The following is a 25,445-nucleotide window of genomic DNA, read 5'->3' as shown; positions in this document are numbered from 1 at the left end:
ATCAAATAGCACCCTTTAGCTAAACTCTGCATGAGCATGATGAGCGCCCCCCGGCAGCCGGGCAACCACCGCCTGACCGGTTTCTACGTCGCCTTGACTTTTCTTCTGATAGTGCTGGCCGGCGGCGAGTACTACTTGCTGACCCACCCGGACCTGATGGCGGGGGCCGCGCCTTCACCGGGCCCGAAAGCGGGCTTGGGCGCTTCGATTACCACCCGGCTGCTGGCCGGTCTGGGAAGCTTTTACCAGCGCTACGGCCTACTGATTCGCGGTGCAGTACTGGTAGGAGGGGGGCTGCTGGCCGTACTTATGAAAATGCCCCCTGCCCGTCCCGGGCAGCGGCGCTGGCAGCCCACGCAGCTGCAGCTGCGGCGCGTGCAGCTGGGGGCCGCGGGGGTGGGCTCACTCAGCGGGGCGCTGCTGCTGGCCCTGGCCCCGTTTTCGGCGGGCGTCATTGCCTGGCTCTACCCCACGGCCGCCGGGCTGGTACTAGGCGCGGGCCTGGTTGCGGGTGTGGTGCGGGCCCTGCACAAGACCGAGCGGTTTGGGCTGCGCACCGAGCGCCAGCAGCAGCAGTCGGAGCACGGCTTTAGTTTGGCCACAACCGACGGGGGCTGGATTAACATTCCCAACCCGTTTCGGGGCACGCTGGTGCTGGGCGGCGCCGGGGCAGGTAAGTCGTATTCCATCGGCGAGCCTTTGATTGAGCAATTCACCGAGAAGGGCTTTGCCGGCCTCATCTACGACTTTAAGTTTCCAGTGCTGGCCGAAGCCGCGCAGAAAGCTTTTGTGCTGGCCGACGCCAAAGCCCGGGCAGCCGGGAAGCAGCCCGCTCAAGTGCAGCTGCACATCATCAACTTTAAAGACCTGGAACGCAGCGAGCGAGTGAACCCGCTGCGGGCCGATAAGATGCCGGTGGTGGCGTACGCCAACGAGTACGCCCGCGCCATCATGGCCAACCTGAACCCGGAGAGCATCAAAAAGATGGACTTCTTCGACACCAGCGCCAACGCCTTTCTGACGGCCATCATCTGGTTTTACAAGAAGAACTTCCCCACGTTCTGCACCCTGCCCCACGTGGTGAACACGGCCCTGCACCCGGACTTTACCCACGTGCTGAGCATGCTCGACTCGGACCCCGAGTGCGGCGACATGGTGCGCTCCATCACGACGGCCGTCAAGCAGCGGGCCGAGAAGCAGGTGGCCGGCGTCATTGCCTCGCTGCAGATTGTGCTCACCCGCATCAACTCGCCAGAAATTGCCTGGGTACTCACGCCGGACGAGGCGAGAGGGGAGGGGTTCAGCCTGGAGCTGAACGACAAGAAAGCCCCCAAGGTGCTGGTCGTGGGCAATGACCCCACGCTCAAGGAAACCTTCTCACCGGTCATCAGCTGCATCGTGGCCGTGGCCCTGAAGCTGATGAACCAGCAGCACAAGCACCCGAGCTACGTGTTTCTCGACGAGGCCGCCACCATCTACGTGCCCAACCTGGAGGTGATACCGGCCACGGCGCGCAGCAACAAGGTGGCCATGATTTACATGACCCAGGATTTGAGCCAGATGATTGACGCCTACGGCCGGGAGAAGATGCAGGTGATGGTGAGCAACCTCAACAACCAGTTTTTCGGCAAGGTCAACTCGCTGGAGACGGCCAAGTTTGTGTCGGAACTCGTGGGCAAGGAAGACCGGGAGATGGTGTCGGCCAGTCTGGGCCGCAGCCAGAGCGGCGGCAGCCGGGGCGCGGGCAGCAGCAGCAACCAGAGCGTGAGCTGGCAGGAGCGCAACCTGGTGCGCCTGCAGGATACCATCACGCTCGAAACCGGCGAGTTCATCGGGCAGACCGTGGAGACGGAGCAGCCCTTTTTCCAGGGGAAAGTGGCGCGGCAGGCCACGCCGGGCACTTACCCGCTCCACCCCTTGGCCACGTTCGAGGGTGGGCCGGCGCCGGTGCTGGAAGCGGCACTGGCAGGGGAGGAGCCGAGCCGGGACTGGCTGAGCCAGCGACGGGCGGCGCGGCAGGCCGGGAGCCAGCCCGCCGCCGAATCGATTGGCGCCCTGCAGGCCGTCATTCAGGCCAACTTTGCCTTGATACGCGAGGACGTGGCTGGCATTGTCGGGCAGTACGCCAACACCCTTAAGCCAGGCCAGATGCCGGATAATGAGCCCATGCTTTAGGCGGCATTTGAGGCACCTTCAGTACCGGTTTTTTGTTAATTAAATGCCTCTATTTCCTCCCATTTACGTATTTTGCATGATGGAAACGCCCGCCTATCCGACCCCACAGTTTGGCCCCCGCGAGCAGACCCGCGAGCAGCGGCAGTTCATCATCAGCCAGTCGCTTGGCATCACCCGCAGCCAGGGTCCCTACGAAGTGCCGGAGTGGCAAGCCACGCTGCACGAGCAGTACATAGCTGGGCTCGTTGACCTGGACTACGTGGGGGCGCGCCACGACGAATACCGCGCTCAGCTCATTGCGAGCCAGGCGCCTGCTGCAGCGGTAATTAAGTAATTCTCTTTCGCGACCCCTTAGCCCGGCCACCAGCGCCGCGCGGTTTTGCCCCGGCGTTTCTCGGTTGCCGAGCGCCGGGCACTGCACGCCTATGACTGACCGCTTCACCAATCCGGAAACCGGCGTTTTCTACAACCGGCTCGGCCTCACCGATGCCGACGAGCTGGACCGGGAAACCAAGCGCCTTTCCCTGCGCCGGCTTTCGGAGCTGGCCGCCGGCCGCGGCCCGCAGGGCGACAGCTTCGATGCCGCGCAGCTGCGCGCTACCCACCAGTACCTGTTCCGGGATACGTTTGAGTGGGCCGGACAGACCCGCCGGGAGGGTGCTTTTCAAGGGGTCAAAGCAGCCGATTTGCCGGGCATGGAGCGGCCCATGCACTTTGCGCCCTACGAGCGCATCGACGAGCGCCTCAACGCGCTGGGTGAGCAGCTCAAGCAGGAAAACAACCTTAGAGGCTTGCCCACTTCGGCCGCGTTTGCCGAGCGCGCGGCCTATTACTTTGACCACTACAACCACGTGCACGCCTTCCGGGAAGGCAACGGGCGCACGCTGCAGGCCGCTTTCAGTGAGCTGGCGCAGCAGGCAGGCTATCGGGTTGACTTTGGCCGGGAGCACGAACTGCTCAACCCCGCCCGGGACCAGGGCATTGTGAGTTTGCACGGGGCACCGCACCGCGAGAACGATTTGCAGGCGCTACGTGACCTGTTTGCCCGCAACACCACGCCGCTGCCCGGACCGGACGCCGAAGCGGCCCGGCACCCCAGCCAGGCCCGCCCCCTGCCCGACGGACCGACCCCCGCGGTCCAGCAGATAGAGCAGCTGCGCGAGCTGGTGGCCGCTACCCCGGCCCTGCAGCAGCTGGTAGCCGGCGTGGACTACCGGCGCAACCAGCGCGCGGACGCCCTACTAAGCCAGGTGCTTGACATTGACCGCAACCCGCAGGCTGGCGTAACTCAGCACGGAGCCGGCCTCCAGCAACTGCTGCAGGAGGTGGTGCAGGACAAACGCTTTCAGGACCCGGCATCGCAGCGCGAGGCCGCCCGTTTTGGGGCCGCGCTGGCAGTCATGCAGCCCCCAGTGCATAGCAAGGACGTTGCTTCCACGCCGGCTTTACCGGTTACCAGCCCAGCGCCCGCGGGGACGGCCGCTTTTGTGCAGGCCGCTAAACAGTTGGTGGAGGGATTGGAAGAACAGGGCTACCCCGGGCCGGCGGATTCCTTATCGCGGGCCGCCAAGGCCGTGGAGAAATCATCTTACCTGGGTGGGGCCAACCTACAGGCAGTGGCCGAGGCATTGACTAGGGCCGAGAAGATACCGGCATTGGCCGACGATGCCGCCACCCTGCGGGGGGCTGGGCGCAGTTTGCAGGAAGCGCAGCGCATCGCCGCGCCACCGCAGCCGGGCCGGGAAAACGAAGGTCCAGAACGGTAAGCACCCGGCATCTCCGCACGGAACCCCAAACCAGACCCATGGATTTATACATAGAAGCCGAGTATGAAGCGGCCAGCTGGGAGCTGGAGCAATTGCTGGACCAGTGGCCCCGAAACGCGGAGCGCACGCTCACGCTGCTGGCAGCAATTGAAGAATTCTTTCGGCAGGGCGCTTGCCACTGGGCCGCGCCAGTGCCCCCGCGCCTGCCCGAAGGGCCAATTGAGGAAGCGCGTCGGGCCAGGGCGTGGGCCCACCGCGAAAATCCCGCGCTGGCCCGGCAGTACCTTTTCAACTTAACCCAGGCCAAAGAGACCTTAGCCGCCCGGGAAAGCCAGGCGAAGAATTAGTAGGCCTCAACCGACTGCAGCTAATTGCTACCTTGCCACCGATGAAGGACGATGAATTAGAGTTCCTGCAGGAACAGATGGAGGCGACTGAGTTGCTGCCCTGTGCCACCTGCCGGCAGGAAACGCTACACGCCCACGTTGAGGTGCTGGAGAGCTATGCCCACGCCACGGAGCTGTTGATGGAGTGCACTGCCTGTGGTACGCGCCGTACCTGGATGCAACTTGAAACGCCTAAGTAGCAATCAGGCCGGCAGCAACGCCTGTCGCTCTATTACACATTTAACACCCTTGCTTTTTCGGATGGTACTCGGGTATTACTAACCCTACCTCTAGCAAAGTCACTGTAAATGTTGGGTACTATCCCAGTTACTATCAGGTCAATGTCTCAATGAGCTAAGCAGGTAAAAACAAGGACAGGCAAATACTCATTGAGGGCCTAATCGGGAATACTTACTTTAGCGTTTGCTTAAATAAGAAAACACTACCTTTGCTAAAATTTAAGATATGTCCTCTTCCTCTTGCATCCGGGTTTTCGCTGATACGGCCCACATCGAACAGAGCAAGCACCGCCTGGCTGCCGCTGAGCCGGAGTTGCAGTCGCTGGCGGCCGTGTTGGCGCTGGCCGGCAACGAGGTACGCCTGAAGATGCTGTTTCTGCTGCTGGACAAGCAGCAGCTGTGTGTGTGCGACCTGGCCGACGTGCTGCAGATGAACGTTTCGGCCATCTCCCAGCACCTGCGCAAGCTCAAGGACGGCGGGGTAATACAGGCCCGCAAAGTTGGGCAAACGGTGTTCTACTCGCTGTCGGCGGCACATCTGGCTGTGCTGCAGCCCCTGCTAACCCCGGCATCCACTTCTGCTTCCCTCACCCCCGCCCGATGAATCCTACACCCGCCACCCCCACCAAGTCCCTGGCTGGCACGGGCCTACTGGCCGCCCTCGCCGCTTCGCTGTGCTGCATTACGCCTTTGTTGGCCATTGTGGGCGGGCTGGGCGGCGTGGCCAGCACGTTTGCCTGGCTGGAACCGTTGCGCCCCTATCTCATTGCCCTGACCGTCGGCGTGCTGGGCTTCGCCTGGTATCAGCAGCTGCGACCCCGGCTTGCCGCGGCCGATGACTGCGGCTGCGCCGTGCCGGCCAAGCCCTCGCTGATGCAGTCGCGGGGCTTTCTGGCCACTATCACCGTGCTGGCTGGCCTGCTGCTGACTTTCCCCTACTACGGGGCCCGACTCTATCCCACGGCAGCGCTTAGGCCCGTGGTGGCCACCAGCGCGGCCCCGGTGCTGCAAACCAGCTCCTACCGCATCGGCGGCATGACCTGCGAGGCCTGCGCCCGCCACGTCGAGCACGACGTGCAGCAGTTGCCGGGCGTGCAAAGCGTGCAGGTGTCCTACGAACAGGGCACGGCCCAGGTCCGCTTCAATGCCGCCGTCACGACCGTGGCCCAGGTAGAGGGCGCCATCAACGGCACCGGCTACTCGGTGCTGAACCCTTCCGTTACCCGCTAATTGCCCTGCTATGATTTCCCTCACGCCAGCTACCCCCACCCCGCCAGTGACGCTGACCTCGGTGCTTACCTGCCCGGTCTGCCAGCACGCGCAGGCCGAGCAGATGCCGACCGATGCCTGCCAGTGGTTTTACGAATGCACCAGCTGCCACACCGTGCTCAAGCCCCTAGCCGGCGACTGCTGCGTGTACTGCTCGTACGGAACCGTGCCCTGCCCGCCCATCCAGGAGCAGGGCCAAGGAGCCTGCGGCTGCTGCTAGTTATTCTCTTGTTGATTTTCACTTTTTTAACTCCCACCTCATGAAAAACCTCCTGCTTGCCCTGACCCTGCTGGCCACCATCGGCAGTGCTAGCGCCAACGACGGCAAACCCGGCAAAAAGAACAAAAAGGCGGCCAAGGAAGCCGCCATGCAGTGCGCCAAGGACGAGAAGCCCGGCGCCAGCTGCTGCGCCAAGAAGCCGGCCACGGCCGCCGTGGTAGCGCCGGCGACCACGGAAGTCGTCAAAAAATAAGCACTCCACCAAGCGGCCGGCCAAGCCGCCGCTTGGAAGGCGAAAAGCGCCGGACTATTGTAGTCCGGCGCTTTTTTGTTACATCAGTTGACCACTAAGGCGGGATTGGCTCGGGCTGCGGGTACCGGCCAGGCCGACGCCAGCGTCCACCCCGCATCCAGTAGCTTCACGCTAGCGCACGCCGGCCCGCCGTCCCCGGCCCGGCCCAGGATGCGGGCCTGCAGCGTCAAGTCCGGCCGGGCCAAGGCTTGTTCTACCAGTTCCCGGGTCAGCACCGGCAGGGGCACCTTGGCCCGGCGGGCCCAGCCGGAATCGGCCTGACCGGCATAGGTGCCGGCGTTCACGTAAAGAAAGCGCCCCTGCACCGGGCCGTGGAAGGCGGGCCCACCTAAGCGCGGCACCGCTTCGCCCTTGGGATAGGATACGGTTGCTTGCAACTCAAAAAGCAACACGCCCGCAACAGCATTGACCGGCGGAACCAGCTCATGGGTGCCGCGTTGCAGCATCAGCGTAACACCGGACGGGGCATCGAGGACCTGTAGTTGGAGGCGCAGCAGCTGTTTCATAGCGGAAAAATACGGGCCCGGGGCGGAGAGCAAGCATCGTCATTTGGCAGACAGGGCATCTGTGTTGCCGCCGTACCAACGGCGCCGAAACCAGAAGGCCACGTTCACCAGCGCAATCAGCGCCGGCACCTCAATCAGCGGGCCGATGACGCCTGCAAAGGCCTGCCCCGAATTCAGCCCAAACACGCCGATGGCCACGGCAATGGCCAGTTCGAAGTTATTGCCCGTGGCCGTGAAGGCAATGCTGGCATTCTCGGCGTAATCCGCCCCAAGCCACTTGCCCGCCGCGAAGCTGAGCACGAACATGATGCCGAAGTACAGCGCCAGCGGCAGGGCAATGCGCAACACGTCCAACGGTATGCGCACAATGGTTTCGCCCTTCAAGCTGAACATGACCACGATGGTGAGCAGCAGCGCTATCAGGGTAATGGGGCTAATGGCCGGGAGGTACACCTGCTCGTACCACTCGTTGCCTTTCAGCCGGCGCAGGACGGTGCGCGAGAGAAAGCCCGCCGCAAACGGAATGCCTAGGTAAATGAGCACGCTCTGCGCAATGTCCCCAATGCCAATGTTGACCGCGTAGCCTTTCAGCCCAAAGTAGGGCGGCAGCACGGTGATTAACAGCCAGGCCAGCACCGAGTAAAACAGCACCTGAAAGATGGAGTTGAGCGCCACCAGCCCGGCGGCATACTCGCGGCTGCCATCGGCTAGGTCGTTCCAAACCAGCACCATGGCAATGCACCGCGCAATACCAATCAGAATCAGGCCCATCATATACTCCGGTTTGTCGGGCAGCAGCCAGATCGCCAGCAGGAACATGAGCAGCGGCCCGAGTATCCAGTTCAGAAACAAGGACAGCCCGATGATGCGCGTGTTGTTGAATACCGTGGGCAACTGCTCGTACTTCACCTTGGCCAGCGGCGGGTACATCATCAGAATCAGGCCGATGGCCAGCGGCACGTTCACCGTGCCCACCGAGAAGTAGTTGATGGCCCCGTTGATGCCCGGCACCAGGTAGCCCAGGGCCACGCCCAGCGCCATGGCCAAAAATATCCACAGCGTGAGGCCCCGGTCGAGGCCGGAAAGTTTCTTTTCCGCCAGCGCAGCGGGGGCCGGAGCCGCAGGCAGGGGTTGGTTAAGGGTGGTCATTACAAGTAAGAATTAATCGATGCCGACGGCCGGGCTACGCCGTTCCATTTGCACCGTGTTGCGCCACACGCCGTGGTGCTGGCCGATGCGCTCGCGGTGCCCAATGACTCGGAACCCGGCCTGCATGTGCAGGGCTATGCTGGCCGTGTTTTCTTCAAACGTGCCGGCTTGCAGCGTCCAGATGCCGTGCGCTTCCGAATCCGCAATCAGGGCCTGTAGCAGCTGCCGGCCCACACCCTGGCCCCGGGCTTCGGCCGCGATATACACGCTGATTTCGGCCACCCCACCGTACACGCAGCGGCTCGATACCGGCGAGAGCGCCGCCCAGCCCTGTACCGTGCCGGCCTCGTCCACCGCCACCAGCCGGCTGTGGCCCAGGTGGGCCCGGTTCCAGGCCTCCCAGGCGGGCGCCTGCGTTTCAAACGTGGCATTGCCCGTGGCAATGCCCGCTTCGTAAATGGCCTTAACCGCCGGCCAGTGGGCTTCGGTCATCGGAAGAATCGTCATGGCAGAAATGAGTTAATAGGCCTTGCGGAGCATGTCGGCGTATTCGTTGGGCAGCGGCGAGGCCTCTACCGCCTGCGCGGCTTTTTCCACGTCGTATTCCACGCGCACCAGCTCCGAGCGCACGCTAGTAGGGTCCGTCAGCTTCGTGTGCTCGTCCAGGTGCAGCAGCTGGTAGGCAGCCCGCGGGTCACCGTCCTTGGGCTTGCCGACCGAGCCAATGTTGAGTGCGTGCCGGTAGCGGGTTTCGCCCTCGTGCTCGTAAGCAAAGGTGCGGTGGTAGGGCTTGTGCGTGTGGCCGAAGAGCAGGATGTCGGCATTGGCCTCTTGCAGGATGCGCAGGAAGCTGGCCTCGGGCCGGTCCTCGAACAGGTACTCGTTGATTTTGCGGGGCGAGCCGTGTACCATCAGCAGGCTGAGCGTGCAGGGCTCCTCCTGAAAGTCCAGGCGCAGGTGCTTAGGCAGGTAGCGCAGGTAGCGCCGCTCGTTCGGGCCCATCACCTGATTGGTGAAGGCAATGCTCTGCGCGCCCAGGTTCTTCTCCGTGTCGGTTTTGTAGGCGCAGCCGCAGTTCTCGCTGGCCAGCCCAATGCCCTGGTCGTAGTTGCCGGCCAGCGTGGGAATGCCGCGCCGCCGCACTTCGTTGACTACTTCGTTGGGCCAGGGCGCGTAGCCCACTAGGTCGCCCAAACAGAAAATCAGGTCCGGGCGGCGCTGCTCCATATCGGCCAGCACCGCTTCCAGGGCCGGCAGGTTGCCGTGCACGTCGGAGAAAAAAGCAATTGTCATTAGCCGGTAAAAGAAGGTAGGGTAGGACACGGGGTAGCAAAACGGCGCCACCCGGGGAGGGCAGCGCCGTTTCGTTGGGCGTTTAGCAGCACCCGCCGCCGGGCGTGCAGGCCATCTGCAGCTGCGGCAGGGCGAACGGCTGCGCGTCGGGAATGCCGCAGGCATCCTGCGCCAGGCAGGCCGTCTGCTTCGGAGTCAGCACGAAGTCGGTGCCATCGAACAGCAACCCAAACTTGCCAATCGTGGCTTGCTGGTACTCCACTTCAATGTCCAGGTCCTCGCTGCCCAAAATGCGCTCCGACAGGTTGAGGATGTGCAGGAATTTCTGCGGGGCCAGGCGGTGGTCGTAGTCGCCGGCCTCCCAGAGTTGGAAGTTGGCCACGGTCTCGCGACGCTCGGTGCCGCCGCAGTCTATAAAGTGCTTGCTGACCAGGCCCACTTCGGTCACGTGGAAATGGGAAGGGAGGTGCTCCCCGCTGGGCAGGCGGAAGTTGACGGCTTCCAGGCCGGCCAGGGTCTGCTTCATTTCGGAGATTTTCATGGGGCAGGGGATTAGGTAAAAAAGGGAATTAGCAGCCGCAGGCCTCATCCGGCCCACAGGCCGCGCCGGCCGTCGCCTCAATAAAGAAGCCGGTGAATTGCTGGTGCACCTGTTTGAGCAGTTCGGTATTGAGGCAGTAGCACACCTTCACGCCCTCGATTTCCCCGCGTATCAGGTCCAGCGCCTTGAGCTCCTGCAGGTGTTGAAACACCGTGGTGCGCGAGAGCGGCAGCTCGGCGGCGATGTCCCCGGAGATGCAGGTCTGCTTGCTGGCCAGAAACTGAATGATGGCCACCCGCGCCGGGTGCGCCAGGGCCTTGGCCACGCGGGCCAGTTGCTGTTGCTCCTGCGTGAAAGCGGCGGTTTTGGCGTAGGTCATAACGAAGGGCGGAGATGTGTCGCAAATATACGGCATTAAATGTCGTAAGTTTGCGACATAGATTCTTTTTCTCCTGGGCCGTCCCTTTCCAACCGCTTGGCCGCCATGAAAAGCTGCTTGCTGTTTATGCTCGCGTCGCTGTGCAGCGTGCCCCTGCTCGCGCAGCCAGCCGCGTCGGTGCCGTTTCAGGGCCCAACCCCGGGCTTTCACCAGACGCACCCCGGGCAGATACTCTTCAGCCCCACCGCGGTTTCCGTGGCTGGCTTCCCGGGCGCGGGGTACATTGGCCTGAGCACGTATGCCTTGGGGCCCCACAGCAGGCTGTACTTCACTGCTTTTCTGGGTTCGTCCCTCACCCAGGCCCTGCACCGCCTGGCGCCCCATCTACCCGTGCAGGAGTTGGCTCGCACCGGCACCTACCAGTTCAGCTTTTACGTCGACAAGCAACTAGTATACCTCGCCAACCTGCCCGTAGAGGCCGTTTCCGCGGACAGCCGGAAACACGATACGGTGCTGCACCAAGCGTTGGTGAACCCCGGGGCGTCCACGGTTGGTTGGGGGCAACAGCTGTGGTACCGGTTTCTGTCCAACGGCGGCGTAAGAGCCCTGGCGAAAGGGCAGCACCTGCTGCGACTGGAAATCCGGCCCTACTTCCAAGACCGGGCCGTACGGGACGCGCCGGTGCTCGCCGCCGGTCAGGTCGCCCTCGATGTAACTGCTCCCGTTGCTGCCAAACTGTCCCATTAGCCCCACCTGTGCCCGGGCATGGGAGCCGGTAGATTTTAAGAAATAAAGCAGACACTTGTAAGGTCCGTCGGGGCCCCCATGCTTTTTCTTTCGGTTGATGCTAAGCGCTACCGCCGGAAAGTGTAGCGGGTGCAGAGGCCCCCAGCGCCACGTGGCACTGCTCAAACCAGGTGCCGGCCGTGTGTCCGGCCACCAGCGCCCGGGCGTGGGCTACGGCCTCCAGGGTCAGCTGCTGCAACAGCGCTTCCGGGACGTCCACCACGGGCAGCCCCGTGTCGGGGTGCTCCAGGCGCGTCATGCCCGCCACCCGGTACACCGTCCGGCAGGAGGCGCTGAGCAGAAAGCGGGAAGTTTCTTCTTCCAGGTAGCGGATGCCAACGGTAATGTCCAGGGTTTGGCCATCCTCCGGCACGCGGTTGAGCACTTCGAGCTGAAAGTGAATCGGAACCGCTTCCGGAGCGACGTACTCCGGGTTGTAGTTGAAGTCGTTGAGCCGGATGGATTGGACTTGCGCGTGGACCATAACAGAAAGCTTAGGGGAAAAGAACCTTGACAGGGCCGGCAGCTACATTTTCATGTTGGGGTCCATGCCCGCCATGGGGTCAGTGCCCTGGTACAGCGCGTACTCGCTTTCCAGCAGGTAGGCGCCGCTGACTACCACCTGCGCGCCCGCCTCCACCCCGCCGGTGATGGCCACGGTCTCGTCGGTTTCGGTGCCCGTGCTGACTTTTAGGCGGCGGAAGCGCCCGGTCGCGTCCACCTGCTGCCAGACGTAGCTGCCGCGGCTGTCGCGCAGCACCGCGTCCTGGGGCAGCGTGAGGGATTGCGCCGTTGCGGTGGGGCTCCGACTTGGTAGGCGCACGTTGGCCTGCATGCCCGGCTGCAGCCGTCCGCCGGGGTTGGCTAGCTGCACGCGCAGCAGCGTCACCTTGCTGTTGGCTTGCCGCTCGGGGCTGAGAAAGACCACCCGGCCGGAGTAGGTGTCGGGCAGCCCAACGACCTGTACCTGTACCGACTGGCCCGTCGCGACGCCGGCCACTTCTTCGGGGTAGAGCTGGGCCTCGACCCAGACCGAGGACAGGTTGGTGAGCGAAACCAGTAACGTACCCTCGCCCACGTACTGGCCTTCCGTGACGCCCACGGCCTGCACCAGGCCCGCCTGCGGGCTATAGAAGGTCAGCGACGCAGTCGGCCGGCCCGAAGCGGCCAGGGCGCGCAGCTGGCCCTCGGTCATGCCCAGCAGCCGCAGCCGCTGGCGGGCACTGGCCACTAGGCGGCCGTACTGGTTCCCGCCCGGGCCCCCGGCCCGCTGCTGAGCCAGGCTGAGCACGTATTCCTGCTGCAGGGCCTGCAGCAGCTCGCTGTAGATGGACACCAGCGGGGCGCCCGCCTGGATAGATTCGCCGGTCTGGCGCACAAACAGCCGCTCGACGCGTCCGGCCACCCGGCTGCTCACCGTGCGGGTTTGGTTGGCATCGGCGGTAATAGTGCCCGTGAGCACGGTGCTGCCAGTGCTGCTGCCAGCTCCACCCAGCGAGGCCACGCGGATGCCCGCGAGCTGTTGCTGTTGCGCACTCAGCATCACCTCCGGCGCGGCGGCTACCGTACCGGCAGGAGCTTTTGTCGCTGGAGCGGCTTTGGTCGCTTTCACGAGGTCCATGCTGCAAATGGGGCACTTGCCGGGCTGCTCCCAGCTAATCTGGGGGTGCATCGGGCAGGTGTAGTGCGTGAGGGCTGCCGAGCCGGCCTTGGCCGCTACGGGCTGAGCGGGCGCCCCCTGCTTGGTCGCTTTGACCAAATCCATCGTGCAGATGGGGCACTTTCCCGGCTCGTCGCGCACGATTTGCGGGTGCATGGGGCAGGTGAAGTAGCTGCTGGTGCCATCATGGGCATGGGCGTCCTCGGGCGCGGCTTTCTGGCAGGCACTGGCCCCGAGGGTCAGCAAACCGGCCAGCAGCGCGAAGGGCAGCAGCCGTCCCCGGGTCCAGCGAGTGAGCAGGTTAAACAACTTATTCATCGCGGTAGTCGGTTTTGGTTGAGGTCGAGGTGGGAGCCTGGCTGGGCGTCGGGGTTCGGGCGGTTTGCACAAACCCTTCGCTGTCCACCAGAAACTGGGCGTTGGTGGCCACGGCATCCTGCGCGCTCACGCCCTGCAGGATTTGCACCCGCTCGGCACTGCGGCGGCCAGTCTGCACCGGCATGGCCTGGAAGGCCCCGTTGCGGCGCACGAAGGCCACCTCGCGGTTGCCCAGGTCCACCACCGCGGCCCGGGGCAGCCACAGCCCGCCCGTAGCTGGCTCGCTGACGGTGCCCGTGAGCAGGGCGCCGCTGCGCAGCCGCCCGTCGGCATTGTTGAGGTGCACCCGCACGGCCCCGGTGCGGGCCCCTTCGCGGAAGGAGGGCTCGATGAGGTCGATGCGCGCCGATACTGCCCGGGCTGGGTTGTTTTCGGGCCGCACCCGGATGGTTTGCCCCACTTGCAGGGCGGCCAGCTCGTCGGGCCGGGGCTCGAACACGCCCCACACCTGCCGGGTGTTAACCACCCGAAACAAGGTCTGGCCGGCCGTGACGTAGGCACCTTCGGTCAAGGCCAGCCCGGCTTCGACTGGCATGGGTGCCGCGGCGGCCGGAGCACTGCTGGCAGCGCCGCCCCCGCCCATGGGGTCGCCACCGCTACCGCCCATGCCGCCCCCAGCCGGAGCTGGGACCGGTGGCAAGGCGGTCCCTGGCTGTGCGGGCTGCTCCACCACGTACCCGGAATAGGGACTGTAGATGGCCACGCTATAGATGGGTTTGCCGGTGGCAGTGGTGCGGTTGATTTGCGCATCTGTCAGGCCCAACAGGCGCAGCTTCTGGCGGGCGCCCCGCAGCAGGGAGGTGTTCTGCGCGTCGTGGGTGCGAATGAACAGCAGCTCCTGCTGGGCCGTCACCAGCTCGGGGCTGTAGACTTCGAGCAGCTTCTGGCCCTTGGTGACGGGCTGGTAGTTGTAGCGCACGAGCAACTTTTCGACGCGCCCGCCGAAACGGGCGGCAATGACTTCGGCGCGGCGCGTGTCGTACTCCACCCGGCCGTTCAGCGTGAGCGTGAGGTTGGGCGCGCCGGCGGTGGGGTACACGGTGGCCTGAGTGGAAACCACCGTGGCGTCGGGCGAGCGCAGCAGGTTCTGCAAGCTCGCGCTGGCCGGGGCCTGGGCGCCGCCCGCCGTGGGCTTTTTCACCAGGGCCATGCCGCAAACGGGGCAGTCGCCCGGCTTATCCCGAATGATTTGCGGGTGCATGGGGCAGGTATACACGTCCCCGGCGGATTCGTGGTTGTGCGTGTCCACAGCCGCGGCCTCCGCCGTGTTGCCAGCGTCCGCCGAGGTTTTGTCTGACTGGCAAGCACCCAGCAGTAAAGCCAGTGGCAGGGCCACCAGCCCGAGCCGCGCCCGCCGCGGGCTATTGTTCCAGCTCTTTTTCATATGCAATTTGCTGGGTGAGTTGTTGTTGCAGGTTGTCGAGGTATTCGAGTCGGGTGCGCTTGAGCGTGGTCCAGGCTTCGAGCACCTGAAACAGCTGGCCGGTATTCTGCTCGTAGGCCAGCATGGTGGCCTGGTAGCTGCGGCGCAGGGCCGGCAGGATGCGCCGCTCGTAGGCGCGGGTCTGCTCCTGACGCAGCGCCAGGTCGGTTTGCAGGCTGGCCAGCCGGCCGCTGGCTTCGTTGAGCACTTCTTCGCGCTGCTTGCGCAGGGCCTGGGCCTCGAAGCCCAGCGCAGCCGTGTTGGCCTTGTACTCACGAGCGGCCCACGGGGCCAGCGGAATGGTGACCATGCCCATCACGCTGAACTGATTGGGCGTTGTTCCGATGCCGCGCATGTGGTCGTAGCGCACGCCGAAGTCGGGCCGGCGGCGGCTGGCCTCCAGGTCCTGGCTCAGGCGCACGGTGGTCAGGGCCCGGTCCAGGCTGCGAACGTCGCTGCGCCGGCCGGCCAGCGCGGCCGTATCGGCCGGGGCCAGGGCGAGCGAGGTGGCGGTTAAAACCGTCGTGTCCACGGCAAAGGCTTCGCCGCGGGGCCGGTTCATGAGCGTGTTGAGGGCAATCTGGTTTTGCGTGGCCCGGGCATCGGCCTGCCGGTGGTCGTTGAGGTGCATTTCCAGCCGGGCCTTGGCGTCGTAGATGTTAGGTAGCGTGGCCTGGTTGTAGGGGTAGCGCGCTTCGGCCAGCTTGATGAGGAAGCGCAGCAGCGCTTCGTTTTCGTCGAGCACGGCCAGCTTTTTGGTAAGCACGGCCTGTTCCACGTACAGGGTTTTGGCCTGGGCGCGCAGCTGCACCACGGCGTTTTGCTGGTCGGCCTGCACCACGGCCGCCTGGCTGCTCAGGTAGGCCCGGCGGGCGCGCTGCTTGGCCGGGTTGGGCAGCATCTGCTCCACCGACACCATCTGCATGCCCTCGCCCTGCCCGTTGTTCATTTCCTTGATGGGGCGCTGGTTGTAGGGCGTCATCCAGTAGCCGGCGCTGAGCTTGGGCGCTTCCCAGCTGCTGGCGCCGGCCACGGCGGCCTGCTTGGCCTGGGCTTGGTAGGCGTACTGCTGCACGGCGGGGTTGCCGCGCTCCACGCGCTGCAGAACCGAATCGAGCGGCAGCACCGGGCCGCTGGGGGCCGCCAGGTGCATGTCCTTGGTCATCTTTTGGCCGTGGGCCAATTGTGGAACCGCTGCCAGCAGGCCGGCGGCCAACGAGAAATTAAGCCAGTGTTTCATGGGATGAAGGGGCCGGAACCACTGCCCGGCACGGGGGCTAGTGGGAGACTTCGAGAACATCAATTTTTCCGAATTTGCGCAGCTCGTATTCCTTGGTGTACAAGAAGATGAGCGGCGTGACGAGCAGAATGTGGGTGGCCGAAGTGAACACCCCGCCTATCATGGGCAGCACGATGGGCAGCATCACGTCCGAGCCCGTGCCCGTGGCCCAGAGCACCGGCACCAGCCCGAACAAGGACACCGACACGGTCATCAGCTTGGGCCGCAGGCGCTTGGCCGCGCCGTGAAACACGGCCTCCTGCAGGTCCTCTTTGGTAATTGTTTCGGCTGAGTTGCCCTTCTCGGCCACCAGCCGCTGCATGGCGTCGTTGAGGTAGATGACCATGATGACGCCCGTTTCCACGGCCAGCCCGAACAGGGCGATAAAACCCACGGCCACCGCCACCGACAGGTTCACCCCGTAGAAATACACCATGTAGGCCCCGCCAATCAGGGCGAAGGGAATGGTGATAAGGCTCATGAACGCCTCCCGCACGGAATGAAAGGCGAAGTACAGCGCCCCAAAAATCACAATGAGCACCAGCGGCAGAATCAGCTTGAGCGTGCGCTGCGAGCTAATCAGGTTTTCGTACTGCCCGCTCCACTCCAGGTAGTAGCCCTGGGGCAGCTGCTTTTCCAGGCTTTGCAGCTTTTGCATGGCGTCGTTCACGGTGCTGCCCAGGTCGCGGCCCCGCACGTTGAAGAGCACGGCGCCCCGCAGCTGCGCGTTTTCCGAGCTTATCATCGGCGGCCCCTCGGCGTAGCGGATGGTGGTGACGGCCGAGAGCGGCACCGGGCCGAAGCCCGCGCTCTGGATGGGGATGCGCCGGAGGTCGGCCAGGCTGTTGCGGTAATCCTGGGCCAGGCGCACGTTGATGGCGAAGCGGCGCCGGCCCTCCACGGTGCTGGCGATGGGCGCCCCGCCGATGGCCGATTCCACCACCTCGTTCACCTGGTCCACGGTCAGGCCGTAGCGGGCTAGCTCCGGGCGGTTCATCTCGATTTCAAGGTACTTGCCGCCCGTCACGGGCTCCACGTACAGGTCTTCCACGCCGGGCACGCCTTTGAGGGCCGCATTGACCTGGTTGGACACCTGGTTGATGGTGCCCAGGTTCTGGCCGTAAACCTTCACGCCCACGTCGGTGCGGATGCCGGTGCTCAGCATGTTGATGCGGTTGATGATGGGCTGGGTCCAGCCGTTGACCACGCCCGGAATCTGGAGCTTGCCGTTCATCTCGTCAATGAGCTTGGCCTTGGTCATGCCGTCGCGCCACTGGTCGCGGGGCTTGAGCAGGATGATGGTTTCAATCATGTTGATGGGCGAGTTGTCGGTGGCCGTGCTGGCCCGGCCGGCCTTGCCGAGCACGCTCAGCACCTCGGGCACCTGCTTGATGATTTTGTCCTGCACCTGCAGGATGCGCTTCATCTCCGTGTTCGACACATCGGGCTGGGCCACGGGCATGAACAGGATGGAGCCTTCGTTGAGCGGGGGCATGAACTCGGTGCCCAGACTCATGACCAGGGGAATGCTGACGAGCAGCGCCAGCACGTTGATGGCCAGCGTAGTTTTGCGCCAGCGCATCACCCAGTGCAGCATCGGCGAGTAGATGCGCTCCAGGAAGCGGTTGAGCGGGTTCTGGTCCTCGGTTTTGAACTTGCCTTTCAAAAAAATGGAGATGAGCACCGGCGCCAGCGTCACGGCCAGGATGGCGTCGATGATGAGGATGAAGCTCTTGGTCCAGGCCAGCGGGTGAAAGAGCTTGCCCTCCTGCCCGGTGAGCAGGAACACCGGGAAAAAGGAGGTGACGATGATGATGGTCGAGAAGAAAATGCCCCGCGACACCTGCTTGCTGGAGGACTCGATGATTTCGAGCCGCTTTTGGTTATCCATGGGAAACGGGGGTTGAGGGTGAAGAGTCGCCGGCAGCTTGCGTTGGCGTGGCCGTACCGGTATCCGGCGGGCCGCCAGCGACCTCGCTGGCCTGGTACTCGGCCAGGTTACGGTAGGCGTTTTCGGTCATCACGATGCCGTTGTCGACGATGACGCCGATGGCCAGGGCAATGCCGGTGAGCGACATGATGTTGGAGGAAATGTCGAAGGCGTTGAGCAGGATGAAGCTCGTGGCGATGGTAATCGGAATCTGAATCAGGATGCTCAGGGCGCTGCGCCAGTGGAACAGAAACAGCAGCACGACCAGCGACACCACCACCATTTCCTCGATGAGCGTGTGCTTGATGGAGTCCACCGAGTCCTGAATCAGCCCGCTGCGGTCGTACACCAGCTGGAACGAGACGCCCGGGGGCAGGCCGGCCCGGATTTGCTCCATCTTGGCTTTCACCCGCGTTATCAGGACGTCGGCGTTTTCGCCGTAGCGCATCACCACGATGCCGCCCACGGCCTCGCCCTCGCCGTTCAGGTCCATGATGCCCAGGCGGGCCTCACCGGTCATCTGCACCGTGGCCACGTCCTTGATGCGCACCGGCGTGGTGCCCCGGGTGATGACGGGCACGTTTTCCAGCGTGGCCATATCCTGGATGTAGCCCGTCGTTTTGATGATGTAGCCCACGCCCGACTGCTCGAACTTGCGCCCGCCGGCCTCGTTGTTGTTGCTGCGCACCGCCGCCAGCACCTGCGGCAGCGTGAGGCCGTAGTAGGTCATTTTGGTGGGGTCCACCGTCACCTGGTACTGCTTCTGGAAGCCGCCGAAGGAAGCTACCTCGCTCACGCCGGGCACGTTTTGCAGGCCAAACTTCACGTACCAGTCCTGCAGGGCGCGCTGCTCTCCCAAATCCAGGCCGGGGGCTTTCAAAGTGTACCAGAGCACGTGGCCCACGCCGGTGCCGTCGGGCCCCAACGTGGGCGTTACGCCGGCCGGCAGCAGGCGCTGGGCGTAGTTGAGGCGCTCCAGAACCCGCTCGCGGGCCCAGTAGATGTCGGCGTCGTCCTCGAAAATGAGGAACACGAAGCTCATGCCAAACATGGACGTACCGCGCACGGACTTGACCTTGGGCAGCCCTTGCATGTTGGTCACCAGCGGGTAGGTCACCTGGTCTTCCAGGATTTGGGGGCTGCGGCCCATCCACTCGGTGAACACGATGACCTGATTTTCGGACAGGTCAGGGATGGCGTCGATTTTACTCGTGCGCACCGAGTAGGCGCCCCAGGCAAATAGGCCGGCCGCGAGCAGCAGCACAAGCCAGCGGTTCCGCAGGGAAAGGGTTATGAGTCGCTCAATCATAATCTGATTAGCAGCAAGAGGATAGAAGGGCGGCGCCAGGCCGGAAACCCTTAACAGGGACGTCGGCGGGGCGGACAGCCTGGATACGAGGGCCTGCCGCTCGGCAGCGGGCAAGCCAAAAAGCCCCGCGGCCAACTGGCTAGGGGAAACGGGGAGCAACCCGAACGCTAAATCAGAAAGGCGTGCCCTCGCACGTAGGCCGGGCAATCGGGCGGCGGGGCCGCGTGGGCCACGAGTTTGCTCGCGGGCTCATCAGCCGGGTAAGCAAGCTGCGTCAGCTGCCACACCAGCGGCAACAGGCCCGCTTCGGGCGCCACGGCGGGTGCCTGCAGCAGGAAGTGGGTAGTCGTGAGCTTGAGGTCCTTGGCCGCGCTGACCACTTCCTGGTCGTGGCAGCAGCCGCAGTCCGGCGCGCCCGTGTCCTGGCAGCAGCAGTGCTTGTCGGCATCGGCCGTGACCGTTACCGCCGTCAGGGCCTGCCCGCAGAAGTGCATGCTGTACACCAGCCCGGGGCTGGACAGCAGGTAGCTAAAGAGCAGAAACAGGCTGACGTAGCGTTTCAAAGGAGGAATGGGTGGGCCGGGCCCGTAGCAACAACAAAGGTACGCGGCCCGGTGAGCGGGAGTTTTACAGAATCCGGCCCAGGGGTTGCATAATTTCTCGTTTGCTCAGGCTATAGGTTCTCTGCATTGCAAAGCCTGCTCCTGTTTGTGGAAGGCAGCTTTTAGTGGAAAGAAAGCGAGTTTCAAGCGTTGTGATGCGCACCGGGAACCCAAAGGCAGGAGTAAGCGCGTAGGTTACCCATCCCACTAGCATTCCACATGGTTTTCAGAGCCTGCCCGACATTGCTTTGCGTGCTTGCCCTGGGCAGCGCCTCCGCCCAAAACCAATCCGACAGCGTCCGGGTCAGCACCGACCACCTCATCGGCTACTCGTTTGCCAACGACGCCTTTCTGCGCACGGATTATTACTTCACCCAGGGCATGACGCTGCTGCTGGTCAGCCCCGCGTTGCGGCACTCCCCAGCCAACCGCCTCCTCGGGCCCGTACCGGCGGGGAGCCTGCTGCACCACGGTATCCAGCTGCACTACGACGGATTCACCCCGCTGCGCATCCAAGATGCCTTCATTCGCCGGAGCGACCGGCCCTACGCCTCCTACCTCTACGCCGACCTGCTGCGCGTGGCCACGCACCCCGGCCGCCGGCTGCGGGTAACCACGGCCCTGAACGTGGGCGTTCTGGGGCCGGCGGCCGGGGCCAAAGGCTTTCAAACCAAGTTTCACGAGCTGCTGGGAGCTCCTACGCCGCGCGGCTGGGACTACCAAGTGCAAACCGACGTGGTGCTGGGCTACGAAGCGCGGCTGGAAAAGCAGCTGCTGGCCCTGGGGCAGGTAGCTGAGCTTAACGGGGCCGCCACCGCCTCGCTAGGGACGTTGCAAACCTATGCGGCTGCGGGCACGACCCTGCGCGTGGGGTTGCGCCCGCCCACGTACGGGAGCCTGGGCGTTGCCAACCGGGCCAATCGAACGAGCCAGCGGCGCGTGCAGGCCTACGGGCAGGTGCAGGTGGAGGGGCGCCTGGTGGGCTACAACGCCACGCTGCAGGGCGGCCTGCTCAACCGCCGCAGCCCTTACGTGCTGCCGGCTTCGGCCGTGCGTCGGACGGTGGCCCGGAGCACGGGCACGGTGGGACTGGGCTACGCGGGAGTACGCGTGGAATCGGCGCTGACCTTGATTTCGCCGGAGTTCACGGGCGCCCGCACCCACCGGTGGAACACCATCAGCATCCTCGTGGCCTTTTAAATTCCCTGACGCTATCGGAAGCAAGCGGGGCAGCTTTTGCGAGGGGTGACTCCCTACGACACGCCGCCCAATGCCGCACTGGCCGCCTGTTCGTCCAGGTACGGAGAGGCATAGCCCGCATCCGACTTGTTGATGAACAGGGCCGCGCCGCCTTGCAGGCTGTCGATGATGGGCAGGTACTGGTCCAGGGGCAGGGCCGGGCAGCCCTGGCTGCGCCCTAGCCGCCCGGTTTGCTTGATGACCGCCTCGCTGACGTACTCGGCCCCGTGCACCACGATGGCGCGGGCGGCGGCGTTGGAGTTGAAACCCTCGTCCAGGCCCTGGAGCCGCAGCGAGCGGCCGTGCTTGCCCACGTAGGTGCTGCCCGTGACGTAAAAGCCCAGGCTGCTCATGTGGCTGTCCGGGGTGTTGGAGAACTGGGTGGCTTCCCGCTGGCCGGTTTTGTTGCCGTGGGCCACCAGCGTGCGAAACAGCACCTTGTTGGCAGCCAAATCCAGCACCCAAAGCCGCTTTTCGGTGGAGGGCAGGTCAAAATCAATCACCGCCAGGCGCTCTGACGCGGCCGGGGCCTTGCCTTGTTGGCGCAGGTTGAGGTAGCCGGTCAGGGCCTGCTCAAACACGGCAAACCGCAAGCCTTGCTGCTGCGCGCCCAGGGCTTTGTAGCGCCGGCGAACCAGCGTATCAAATGCAGCTACGTGGCCCGGGGATGAAACCGAATCTGCCGCGGGAGCGGCAACGGGCGCACTCACCCGCAGGGGCGCCGTGGCCTGACCGGGCCCCGCCACCGACGGGGTGATGGGGGCCGAGCAGGACGTCGTCAGCAGCAGGCCAGTTAAAGCGGGCAGGGTCAGCCCGACCCAGCCGGACCGTTGCCGCCAACGATGACGATTGAAGTTGATTTTCATGCTGGAGGTAGTGAAAGCAGACAGAGCGGTTAGCTCTAATCCAAAAAGCACACCAGGTTTTGCGTGGGAAGCGTCGAAATGATGCGTTTCTTTACCACACGCGTCCCGTTTTATCGCGGCCCATGACCACCTCCAACTCTGCCCGTGTGAGCAAGCTTCCCCTGGAAAAGACGCCCACCCAGCTCTTCGATTTGCTGGTGGAACTGCTGCTGGCCGAGGAAATGCCGCAACCCGTCGTGGCCCGGCGCCTCCAACCCTTTATTGCGGCGGCGCGCCTGGTCCCCGAGCAGCTGGGCCGCACGTACTACATCATGCAGGGGCCTTATGGCCAGCTGACGGCCACGTTTGAAAAGCCGTCGTTCCGGCTCTACCAGGTGACGGCTCGCCTGGTGCCGGCGGCCTATGCTCAGATAAAGGAGCATGCCCAGGCCCTGCCGGCTGGCCCCGCTTGGGCGAGCCGCTGGGAAAACAAGTGGCTGGGGCTGTGGCCGCGGCTGGTGGTCAGCTCGAACGGCACGGTTCGGAAAAGCGTCAAGGCCCGCTTTCTAGGGCTGCTGCCGAAGCAAAAATTCATCGTGCTGACCCGCGGATAGCCCGCACCGGTCCCGGGCTATTGCCCGTAAAACTGGCCCAGCAGGACCAGCACGCCGACGAAGAGGTAGATGCCCAGGCGTTGCAGCTTCAGGGCGGGCTTATGGTGTTCACACATGCCGGCCTAACAGCGCGGGGCGGGCTTCCGTTGCATACCGGGCCGCTCCCTTTCGTTTATTCCCGCAAAAAAGCTTACCGGGCCTTGGCGGGATGCTGCTGGAGCCACGCCCGAACCTGGTCTATCTCCCGCTGCTGGTCAATCAGGATGAGGTAGGCAGTTTTTTTGAGCGCTTCGTCGCGGCCCAGCTCCAACTCGGCCCGGGCCAGGGTAATGGAGTTTTCGTGGTGCGGAATCAACAAGGTCGCGTAGTCACGGTCGATGTCGCCCGTACCGGCGTCCTGCCGCTGCCCCTCGCTTTTTACCGGCAGCCCCGGCCGGCTGGTGTCGTCGGCGAGGGAGCGGTGCGCCGCCGGGTGCAGGCCCTTGGTGGCCGCTTCCAGCAGTTCGGCCAGCTGGTGGGACTGGGAGGTATGTTCGGGGTAGGTGGGCGGCTGGCTGAGAATGCGCTCAATGGCCGAGTCCAAGCCGGGAATCAGCCGCTGGTGCGCTTGGTGAATGTCGCGGGCCAGGGCGCGCAGCGTGGCGTCCCGCCCGTGCTGCAATTCCAGGGCCGACATGGACACCGCAGCCTGGTGGTTTTCCCGCATGAGCCGGGCAAAGTACACGTCCAGGTTGTCGGTGCGCGGCAGGGCTTGGGAGTGCTCATCCATGGTGTGCAGGGCCTGCATCATGGTGGAGGGCACCTGCGCCATGTGCGCGTCCTGCGTCTCGTCGGTTTTGCGGCCGCAGCCACTCAGCAGCAGTCCTAGGAGCGACAGGACCGCGGCGAGTTTGAAAACAGACAAAGCGGGGGCAAACATGGCCGGAAGATAAGCTGGGGAAAGGCTGGAAATGAGGGAAAGGCAGTTTGGGCCGGGTTTAGTTGGTCACCCCGGCGGGGTTGCTTTTCAGCCAGCGCTGAAATTGCTTGATTTCCTGCTGCTGGTCGCGCACGATGCGCCGGGCCGCATCACGCAGCTCGGCGTTGCGGCCAAACGCCAGCTCCGCCTGGGCCAGGGCTACGCCGCTGCGGTGGTGCAGCTCCATCAGAGTGGCAAAGTCGGCGTCGGGGCTGCCGGGCAGAGTCGGCACCTGGCGCAGGGGGGCCAAGGCCGCCGCAATGCGGCGCACGAACGGGTCTTTGGCGTTGCCCGGCCGGTACTCCTGCCCGGCGGGCGGCTCGCGTTTGAGAGCCAAGGCGAGCACGTGGGTGTCTTTTTCGTGGCTTTTCACCACGTGCTGGGCCATGGCCCGCAGGGTAGAGTCCTTGCCCCGCGAGATTTGCACGGCCGCCAGGCGCTGGGCCCCGGCGTGGTGCACAATCATCAGGCTGGCAAAGTCTTCGTCCCAGCAGCCGATGCGCCGCACGGCATCCAACTGGCGGACCATGAGCTGCAGGGAGTCGGCCAGATTCGGAGGCGCGACCGGGACCGGAGCAGGCCGGGGCTTGTCGTGTATGTCGGCTTCGTGGGCCGCTGAGTCGGTGGGCTCGGAGTTGCAGCCGCTCACGGCCAGGGCCACGAGCAGGGCCGCGAGCAAACGCGCCCCGTCGCACTGGAAGCGGCGGAGCAGGGTGCCGGGGAATGGGGCAAGCAGGTTGGAAGGCATGGCAAGCGGGAGTTACATGTTTAAGGCCCCGATGCCCGCCGCGTTCAGGCTCGCTTCTTTGAAGGCTTCGGCGTAGGTGGGGTGGGCGTGCGACATGATGCCCACGTCCTCGGCCGACCCGCGGAAGCTCATCACGGCTACGGCTTCGGCAATAATGTCGGCGATGCGGGCGCCTATCATGTGCACGCCCAGGATTTCGTCGGTGCCGGCGGCGGTGAGCACCTTCACCAGCCCCTCCGTATCGGCCCCGGCCAAAGCCCGCCCCGAGGCGGAGTAGGGAAAGGTGCCCACCTTGTAGGCGGTGCCACTTTCCTTGAGCTGCTCTTCGGTGTAGCCCACGCCGGCTACTTCGGGCCAGGTGTAGACCACCCCCGGAATGAGCAGGTAGTTGACGTGGGGCTGGTGGCCGGCAATGCGCTCGGCCACGAACACGCCCTCGTCGGAGGCTTTGTGGGCCAGCATGGCACCGCGCACCACATCGCCTAGGGCCCAGATGCCGGGCACGTTGGTTTGCAGCTCGTCGTTGACTTTTACGCGGCCCTTCTCGTCCAGCTCCACGCCGGCCGCGGCCAGGTTCAGGCCGTCGGTGTAGGGCCGGCGACCCACCGACACCAAGCAGTAGTCGCCTGCCAGCTGCAAGTCGGCGCCGCCGGCCGCCGGGGTAGCTGTCAGCTTCACCGTCTCTCCTTCCCGCGTCACGGCCGTGACCTTGTGGGAGAGGTAAAACGCCAGCCCCTGCTTTTTAAGGGAACGCAGCAGCTCCTTGCCCAGGGTGCGGTCCATGGTCGGGATGATGGCGTCGGTGTATTCCACCACCGACACCTGGCTGCCCAGCCGGGCGTACACCGACCCGAGCTCCAGGCCAATAACGCCGCCGCCCACGATAATCAGGTGCTTCGGCAGCTCACGCAGCGCCAGCGCCTCGGTGCTGGTGATGATGCGCTCCTTGTCCAGGGTGATGAAGGGCAGGGTGCTGGGTTTGGAGCCGGTGGCAATGATAATGTTCTTGGCCGTCAGCTGCTGCCCTTCCCCACCGCCCCCGTCGCTGGGCGCCACCTGCACGGTGGTAGCGTCGACAAACGAGGCCACGCCTTGAATGACGTCCACCTTGTTTTTCTTCATCAGGTACACCACGCCGTCGCACACCTTGCTTACTATCTGGTCCTTGCGCGCCATCAGGCGAGGTAAATCGGCGCGCAGGTTGTCGGCGTCGATGCCGTGCTCGGCAAACTGGTGGGTGGCTTTCTGGTAGAGCTCGGTGGATTCGAGCACGGCTTTGCTGGGGATGCATCCCACGTTGAGGCAGGTGCCGCCCAGGGTGGGGTACTTCTCGATAATGGCCGTTTTCAGGCCTAGCTGGCCGCAACGGACGGCCGCGATGTAGCCGCCGGGGCCGGAGCCGATGATGAGAACGTCGTAGGAAGCTGCGGACATGAGC

Annotated in this window: 29 protein-coding genes; 12 read left to right on the top strand and 17 right to left on the bottom strand. The window is 64.4% G+C overall.

The window, feature by feature from the left end:
• Positions 1 to 36: 36 nt before the first annotated feature.
• From ACYVGU_RS20490 to ACYVGU_RS20450, 9 genes are all read left to right on the top strand, one after another.
• Positions 37 to 2,175, top strand: coding sequence for a TraM recognition domain-containing protein (locus ACYVGU_RS20490; RefSeq protein ID WP_460623608.1), 2,139 nt, complete (start codon positions 37 to 39; stop codon positions 2,173 to 2,175).
• A 76-nt stretch (positions 2,176 to 2,251) separates the two neighbouring features.
• Positions 2,252 to 2,509 (top strand): hypothetical protein, encoded by a 258-nt coding sequence (locus tag ACYVGU_RS20485; protein ID WP_460623607.1) that lies wholly within the window; start codon positions 2,252 to 2,254, stop codon positions 2,507 to 2,509.
• Between the two features lie 91 nt (positions 2,510 to 2,600).
• Positions 2,601 to 3,941: a Fic/DOC family protein gene (locus ACYVGU_RS20480; RefSeq protein WP_460623606.1), complete on the top strand. Its 1,341-nt coding sequence runs from the start codon at positions 2,601 to 2,603 to the stop codon at positions 3,939 to 3,941.
• A gap of 38 nt (positions 3,942 to 3,979) precedes the next feature.
• Positions 3,980 to 4,288 (top strand): hypothetical protein, encoded by a 309-nt coding sequence (locus ACYVGU_RS20475; RefSeq protein ID WP_460623605.1) that lies wholly within the window; start codon positions 3,980 to 3,982, stop codon positions 4,286 to 4,288.
• A 41-nt stretch (positions 4,289 to 4,329) separates the two neighbouring features.
• Positions 4,330 to 4,527 carry a hypothetical protein gene (locus tag ACYVGU_RS20470; protein WP_460623604.1) on the top strand — a complete coding sequence of 66 codons (198 nt, stop codon included), beginning with the start codon at positions 4,330 to 4,332 and terminating at the stop codon, positions 4,525 to 4,527.
• A gap of 265 nt (positions 4,528 to 4,792) precedes the next feature.
• Positions 4,793 to 5,170, top strand: a complete 378-nt coding sequence (locus ACYVGU_RS20465; protein WP_227610259.1) for an ArsR/SmtB family transcription factor — start codon at positions 4,793 to 4,795, stop codon at positions 5,168 to 5,170.
• Positions 5,167 to 5,796 (top strand): mercuric transport protein MerTP, encoded by a 630-nt coding sequence (gene merTP / locus ACYVGU_RS20460; RefSeq protein ID WP_460623603.1) that lies wholly within the window; start codon positions 5,167 to 5,169, stop codon positions 5,794 to 5,796. Before ACYVGU_RS20465 ends, merTP begins: the two co-directional genes overlap by 4 nt.
• Positions 5,797 to 5,806: 10 nt before the next feature.
• A complete protein-coding gene (locus ACYVGU_RS20455; protein ID WP_460623602.1) occupies positions 5,807 to 6,055 on the top strand; it encodes a GDCCVxC domain-containing (seleno)protein in 249 nt (82 codons plus the stop codon).
• A 40-nt stretch (positions 6,056 to 6,095) separates the two neighbouring features.
• Positions 6,096 to 6,308: a hypothetical protein gene (locus tag ACYVGU_RS20450; RefSeq protein ID WP_227610256.1), complete on the top strand. Its 213-nt coding sequence runs from the start codon at positions 6,096 to 6,098 to the stop codon at positions 6,306 to 6,308.
• Positions 6,309 to 6,391: 83 nt separating this feature from the next.
• On the opposite strand, the gene ACYVGU_RS20445 is transcribed toward ACYVGU_RS20450, so the two are convergent.
• The 6 genes from ACYVGU_RS20445 to ACYVGU_RS20420 all read right to left on the bottom strand — a co-directional run bounded on the left by ACYVGU_RS20445 (position 6,392) and on the right by ACYVGU_RS20420 (position 10,236).
• The gene (locus tag ACYVGU_RS20445) at positions 6,392 to 6,907 is read right to left on the bottom strand and encodes a DUF5990 family protein (protein ID WP_460623601.1); all 516 of its coding nucleotides are present in this window, start codon (positions 6,905 to 6,907) and stop codon (positions 6,392 to 6,394) included.
• 6 nt (positions 6,908 to 6,913) lie between these two features.
• Positions 6,914 to 8,023 carry an arsenic resistance protein gene (arsB, locus tag ACYVGU_RS20440; RefSeq protein WP_460623600.1) on the bottom strand — a complete coding sequence of 370 codons (1,110 nt, stop codon included), beginning with the start codon at positions 8,021 to 8,023 and terminating at the stop codon, positions 6,914 to 6,916.
• A gap of 12 nt (positions 8,024 to 8,035) precedes the next feature.
• Positions 8,036 to 8,530, bottom strand: a complete 495-nt coding sequence (locus tag ACYVGU_RS20435; protein ID WP_460623599.1) for a GNAT family N-acetyltransferase — start codon at positions 8,528 to 8,530, stop codon at positions 8,036 to 8,038.
• A 12-nt stretch (positions 8,531 to 8,542) separates the two neighbouring features.
• Entirely contained in the window at positions 8,543 to 9,316 is a 774-nt protein-coding gene (locus tag ACYVGU_RS20430; protein WP_460623598.1) for a metallophosphoesterase family protein, read from the bottom strand.
• An 82-nt stretch (positions 9,317 to 9,398) separates the two neighbouring features.
• Positions 9,399 to 9,857 (bottom strand): DUF6428 family protein, encoded by a 459-nt coding sequence (locus tag ACYVGU_RS20425; protein ID WP_227610251.1) that lies wholly within the window; start codon positions 9,855 to 9,857, stop codon positions 9,399 to 9,401.
• 28 nt (positions 9,858 to 9,885) lie between these two features.
• Positions 9,886 to 10,236 carry an ArsR/SmtB family transcription factor gene (locus ACYVGU_RS20420; protein ID WP_460623596.1) on the bottom strand — a complete coding sequence of 117 codons (351 nt, stop codon included), beginning with the start codon at positions 10,234 to 10,236 and terminating at the stop codon, positions 9,886 to 9,888.
• Between the two features lie 105 nt (positions 10,237 to 10,341).
• Here ACYVGU_RS20420 and ACYVGU_RS20415 point away from each other — a divergent pair, with 105 nt between their 5' ends.
• Positions 10,342 to 10,983 (top strand): hypothetical protein, encoded by a 642-nt coding sequence (locus ACYVGU_RS20415; protein WP_460623595.1) that lies wholly within the window; start codon positions 10,342 to 10,344, stop codon positions 10,981 to 10,983.
• Positions 10,984 to 11,083: 100 nt separating this feature from the next.
• Here ACYVGU_RS20415 and ACYVGU_RS20410 read toward each other — a convergent pair whose 3' ends face one another.
• The 7 genes from ACYVGU_RS20410 to ACYVGU_RS20380 all read right to left on the bottom strand — a co-directional run bounded on the left by ACYVGU_RS20410 (position 11,084) and on the right by ACYVGU_RS20380 (position 19,564).
• Entirely contained in the window at positions 11,084 to 11,506 is a 423-nt protein-coding gene (locus tag ACYVGU_RS20410) for a hypothetical protein (RefSeq protein ID WP_460623594.1), read from the bottom strand.
• A 42-nt stretch (positions 11,507 to 11,548) separates the two neighbouring features.
• A complete protein-coding gene (locus tag ACYVGU_RS20405) occupies positions 11,549 to 13,000 on the bottom strand; it encodes an efflux RND transporter periplasmic adaptor subunit (RefSeq protein ID WP_460623593.1) in 1,452 nt (483 codons plus the stop codon).
• Positions 12,993 to 14,444: an efflux RND transporter periplasmic adaptor subunit gene (locus ACYVGU_RS20400; protein ID WP_460623592.1), complete on the bottom strand. Its 1,452-nt coding sequence runs from the start codon at positions 14,442 to 14,444 to the stop codon at positions 12,993 to 12,995. Before ACYVGU_RS20400 ends, ACYVGU_RS20405 begins: the two co-directional genes overlap by 8 nt.
• Positions 14,422 to 15,723 (bottom strand): TolC family protein, encoded by a 1,302-nt coding sequence (locus ACYVGU_RS20395; RefSeq protein WP_227610245.1) that lies wholly within the window; start codon positions 15,721 to 15,723, stop codon positions 14,422 to 14,424. Before ACYVGU_RS20395 ends, ACYVGU_RS20400 begins: the two co-directional genes overlap by 23 nt.
• A gap of 37 nt (positions 15,724 to 15,760) precedes the next feature.
• Positions 15,761 to 17,653: an efflux RND transporter permease subunit gene (locus ACYVGU_RS20390; protein ID WP_460623591.1), complete on the bottom strand. Its 1,893-nt coding sequence runs from the start codon at positions 17,651 to 17,653 to the stop codon at positions 15,761 to 15,763.
• Positions 17,646 to 19,001, bottom strand: a complete 1,356-nt coding sequence (locus ACYVGU_RS20385; RefSeq protein WP_227610243.1) for an efflux RND transporter permease subunit — start codon at positions 18,999 to 19,001, stop codon at positions 17,646 to 17,648. Before ACYVGU_RS20385 ends, ACYVGU_RS20390 begins: the two co-directional genes overlap by 8 nt.
• Before the next feature lie 167 nt (positions 19,002 to 19,168).
• Positions 19,169 to 19,564, bottom strand: coding sequence for an HYC_CC_PP family protein (locus ACYVGU_RS20380; RefSeq protein ID WP_227610242.1), 396 nt, complete (start codon positions 19,562 to 19,564; stop codon positions 19,169 to 19,171).
• 258 nt (positions 19,565 to 19,822) lie between these two features.
• On the opposite strand from ACYVGU_RS20380, the gene ACYVGU_RS20375 reads away from it, so the two are divergent.
• Entirely contained in the window at positions 19,823 to 20,803 is a 981-nt protein-coding gene (locus tag ACYVGU_RS20375) for a lipid A deacylase LpxR family protein (RefSeq protein WP_460623590.1), read from the top strand.
• 53 nt (positions 20,804 to 20,856) lie between these two features.
• Here the strand turns inward: ACYVGU_RS20375 and ACYVGU_RS20370 are convergent, their stop codons facing one another.
• Entirely contained in the window at positions 20,857 to 21,708 is an 852-nt protein-coding gene (locus ACYVGU_RS20370; RefSeq protein WP_227610240.1) for a murein L,D-transpeptidase catalytic domain family protein, read from the bottom strand.
• A 146-nt stretch (positions 21,709 to 21,854) separates the two neighbouring features.
• On the opposite strand from ACYVGU_RS20370, the gene ACYVGU_RS20365 reads away from it, so the two are divergent.
• On the top strand, positions 21,855 to 22,301 hold the full coding sequence (locus ACYVGU_RS20365) for a hypothetical protein (RefSeq protein ID WP_460623589.1): 447 nt from the start codon (positions 21,855 to 21,857) through the stop codon (positions 22,299 to 22,301).
• Between the two features lie 190 nt (positions 22,302 to 22,491).
• On the opposite strand, the gene ACYVGU_RS20360 is transcribed toward ACYVGU_RS20365, so the two are convergent.
• Genes ACYVGU_RS20360 through lpdA form a run of 3 tightly spaced genes read right to left on the bottom strand, consistent with a single transcriptional unit; the run spans position 22,492 to position 25,441 of the window.
• Complete coding sequence (locus ACYVGU_RS20360) at positions 22,492 to 23,220, bottom strand: DUF305 domain-containing protein (RefSeq protein WP_460623588.1); 729 nt, start codon at positions 23,218 to 23,220, stop codon at positions 22,492 to 22,494.
• Positions 23,221 to 23,278: 58 nt separating this feature from the next.
• Positions 23,279 to 24,007, bottom strand: coding sequence for a DUF305 domain-containing protein (locus ACYVGU_RS20355; protein ID WP_227610237.1), 729 nt, complete (start codon positions 24,005 to 24,007; stop codon positions 23,279 to 23,281).
• A gap of 12 nt (positions 24,008 to 24,019) precedes the next feature.
• Positions 24,020 to 25,441 (bottom strand): dihydrolipoyl dehydrogenase, encoded by a 1,422-nt coding sequence (gene lpdA, locus ACYVGU_RS20350; RefSeq protein WP_187317313.1) that lies wholly within the window; start codon positions 25,439 to 25,441, stop codon positions 24,020 to 24,022.
• Between the last annotated feature and the right edge of the window lie 4 nt (positions 25,442 to 25,445).

It is taken from the genome of Hymenobacter tenuis (genome assembly GCF_054780495.1).
Note: the sequence above shows the minus strand (reverse complement) of the source record. Positions and strands in the feature narration are given on the sequence as shown.

Excerpts from the sequence above, each read along its gene's own strand:
- ACYVGU_RS20375 (WP_460623590.1), top strand. The coding sequence starts at position 19,823 with ATGGTTTTCAGAGCCTGCCCGACATTGCTTTGCGTGCTTGCCCTGGGC.
- ACYVGU_RS20355 (WP_227610237.1), bottom strand. The coding sequence starts at position 24,007 with ATGCCTTCCAACCTGCTTGCCCCATTCCCCGGCACCCTGCTCCGCCGC.
- ACYVGU_RS20490 (WP_460623608.1), top strand. The coding sequence starts at position 37 with ATGATGAGCGCCCCCCGGCAGCCGGGCAACCACCGCCTGACCGGTTTC.
- ACYVGU_RS20425 (WP_227610251.1), bottom strand. The coding sequence starts at position 9,857 with ATGAAAATCTCCGAAATGAAGCAGACCCTGGCCGGCCTGGAAGCCGTC.
- arsB (WP_460623600.1), bottom strand. The coding sequence starts at position 8,023 with ATGACCACCCTTAACCAACCCCTGCCTGCGGCTCCGGCCCCCGCTGCG.
- ACYVGU_RS20395 (WP_227610245.1), bottom strand. The coding sequence starts at position 15,723 with ATGAAACACTGGCTTAATTTCTCGTTGGCCGCCGGCCTGCTGGCAGCG.
- ACYVGU_RS20450 (WP_227610256.1), top strand. The coding sequence starts at position 6,096 with ATGAAAAACCTCCTGCTTGCCCTGACCCTGCTGGCCACCATCGGCAGT.
- lpdA (WP_187317313.1), bottom strand. The coding sequence starts at position 25,441 with ATGTCCGCAGCTTCCTACGACGTTCTCATCATCGGCTCCGGCCCCGGC.
- ACYVGU_RS20470 (WP_460623604.1), top strand. The coding sequence starts at position 4,330 with ATGAAGGACGATGAATTAGAGTTCCTGCAGGAACAGATGGAGGCGACT.
- ACYVGU_RS20420 (WP_460623596.1), bottom strand. The coding sequence starts at position 10,236 with ATGACCTACGCCAAAACCGCCGCTTTCACGCAGGAGCAACAGCAACTG.
- ACYVGU_RS20415 (WP_460623595.1), top strand. The coding sequence starts at position 10,342 with ATGAAAAGCTGCTTGCTGTTTATGCTCGCGTCGCTGTGCAGCGTGCCC.
- ACYVGU_RS20370 (WP_227610240.1), bottom strand. The coding sequence starts at position 21,708 with ATGAAAATCAACTTCAATCGTCATCGTTGGCGGCAACGGTCCGGCTGG.
- ACYVGU_RS20480 (WP_460623606.1), top strand. The coding sequence starts at position 2,601 with ATGACTGACCGCTTCACCAATCCGGAAACCGGCGTTTTCTACAACCGG.
- ACYVGU_RS20455 (WP_460623602.1), top strand. The coding sequence starts at position 5,807 with ATGATTTCCCTCACGCCAGCTACCCCCACCCCGCCAGTGACGCTGACC.
- merTP (WP_460623603.1), top strand. The coding sequence starts at position 5,167 with ATGAATCCTACACCCGCCACCCCCACCAAGTCCCTGGCTGGCACGGGC.
- ACYVGU_RS20360 (WP_460623588.1), bottom strand. The coding sequence starts at position 23,220 with ATGTTTGCCCCCGCTTTGTCTGTTTTCAAACTCGCCGCGGTCCTGTCG.
- ACYVGU_RS20430 (WP_460623598.1), bottom strand. The coding sequence starts at position 9,316 with ATGACAATTGCTTTTTTCTCCGACGTGCACGGCAACCTGCCGGCCCTG.
- ACYVGU_RS20465 (WP_227610259.1), top strand. The coding sequence starts at position 4,793 with ATGTCCTCTTCCTCTTGCATCCGGGTTTTCGCTGATACGGCCCACATC.
- ACYVGU_RS20410 (WP_460623594.1), bottom strand. The coding sequence starts at position 11,506 with ATGGTCCACGCGCAAGTCCAATCCATCCGGCTCAACGACTTCAACTAC.
- ACYVGU_RS20385 (WP_227610243.1), bottom strand. The coding sequence starts at position 19,001 with ATGATTGAGCGACTCATAACCCTTTCCCTGCGGAACCGCTGGCTTGTG.
- ACYVGU_RS20475 (WP_460623605.1), top strand. The coding sequence starts at position 3,980 with ATGGATTTATACATAGAAGCCGAGTATGAAGCGGCCAGCTGGGAGCTG.
- ACYVGU_RS20400 (WP_460623592.1), bottom strand. The coding sequence starts at position 14,444 with ATGAAAAAGAGCTGGAACAATAGCCCGCGGCGGGCGCGGCTCGGGCTG.
- ACYVGU_RS20405 (WP_460623593.1), bottom strand. The coding sequence starts at position 13,000 with ATGAATAAGTTGTTTAACCTGCTCACTCGCTGGACCCGGGGACGGCTG.
- ACYVGU_RS20390 (WP_460623591.1), bottom strand. The coding sequence starts at position 17,653 with ATGGATAACCAAAAGCGGCTCGAAATCATCGAGTCCTCCAGCAAGCAG.
- ACYVGU_RS20435 (WP_460623599.1), bottom strand. The coding sequence starts at position 8,530 with ATGACGATTCTTCCGATGACCGAAGCCCACTGGCCGGCGGTTAAGGCC.
- ACYVGU_RS20485 (WP_460623607.1), top strand. The coding sequence starts at position 2,252 with ATGATGGAAACGCCCGCCTATCCGACCCCACAGTTTGGCCCCCGCGAG.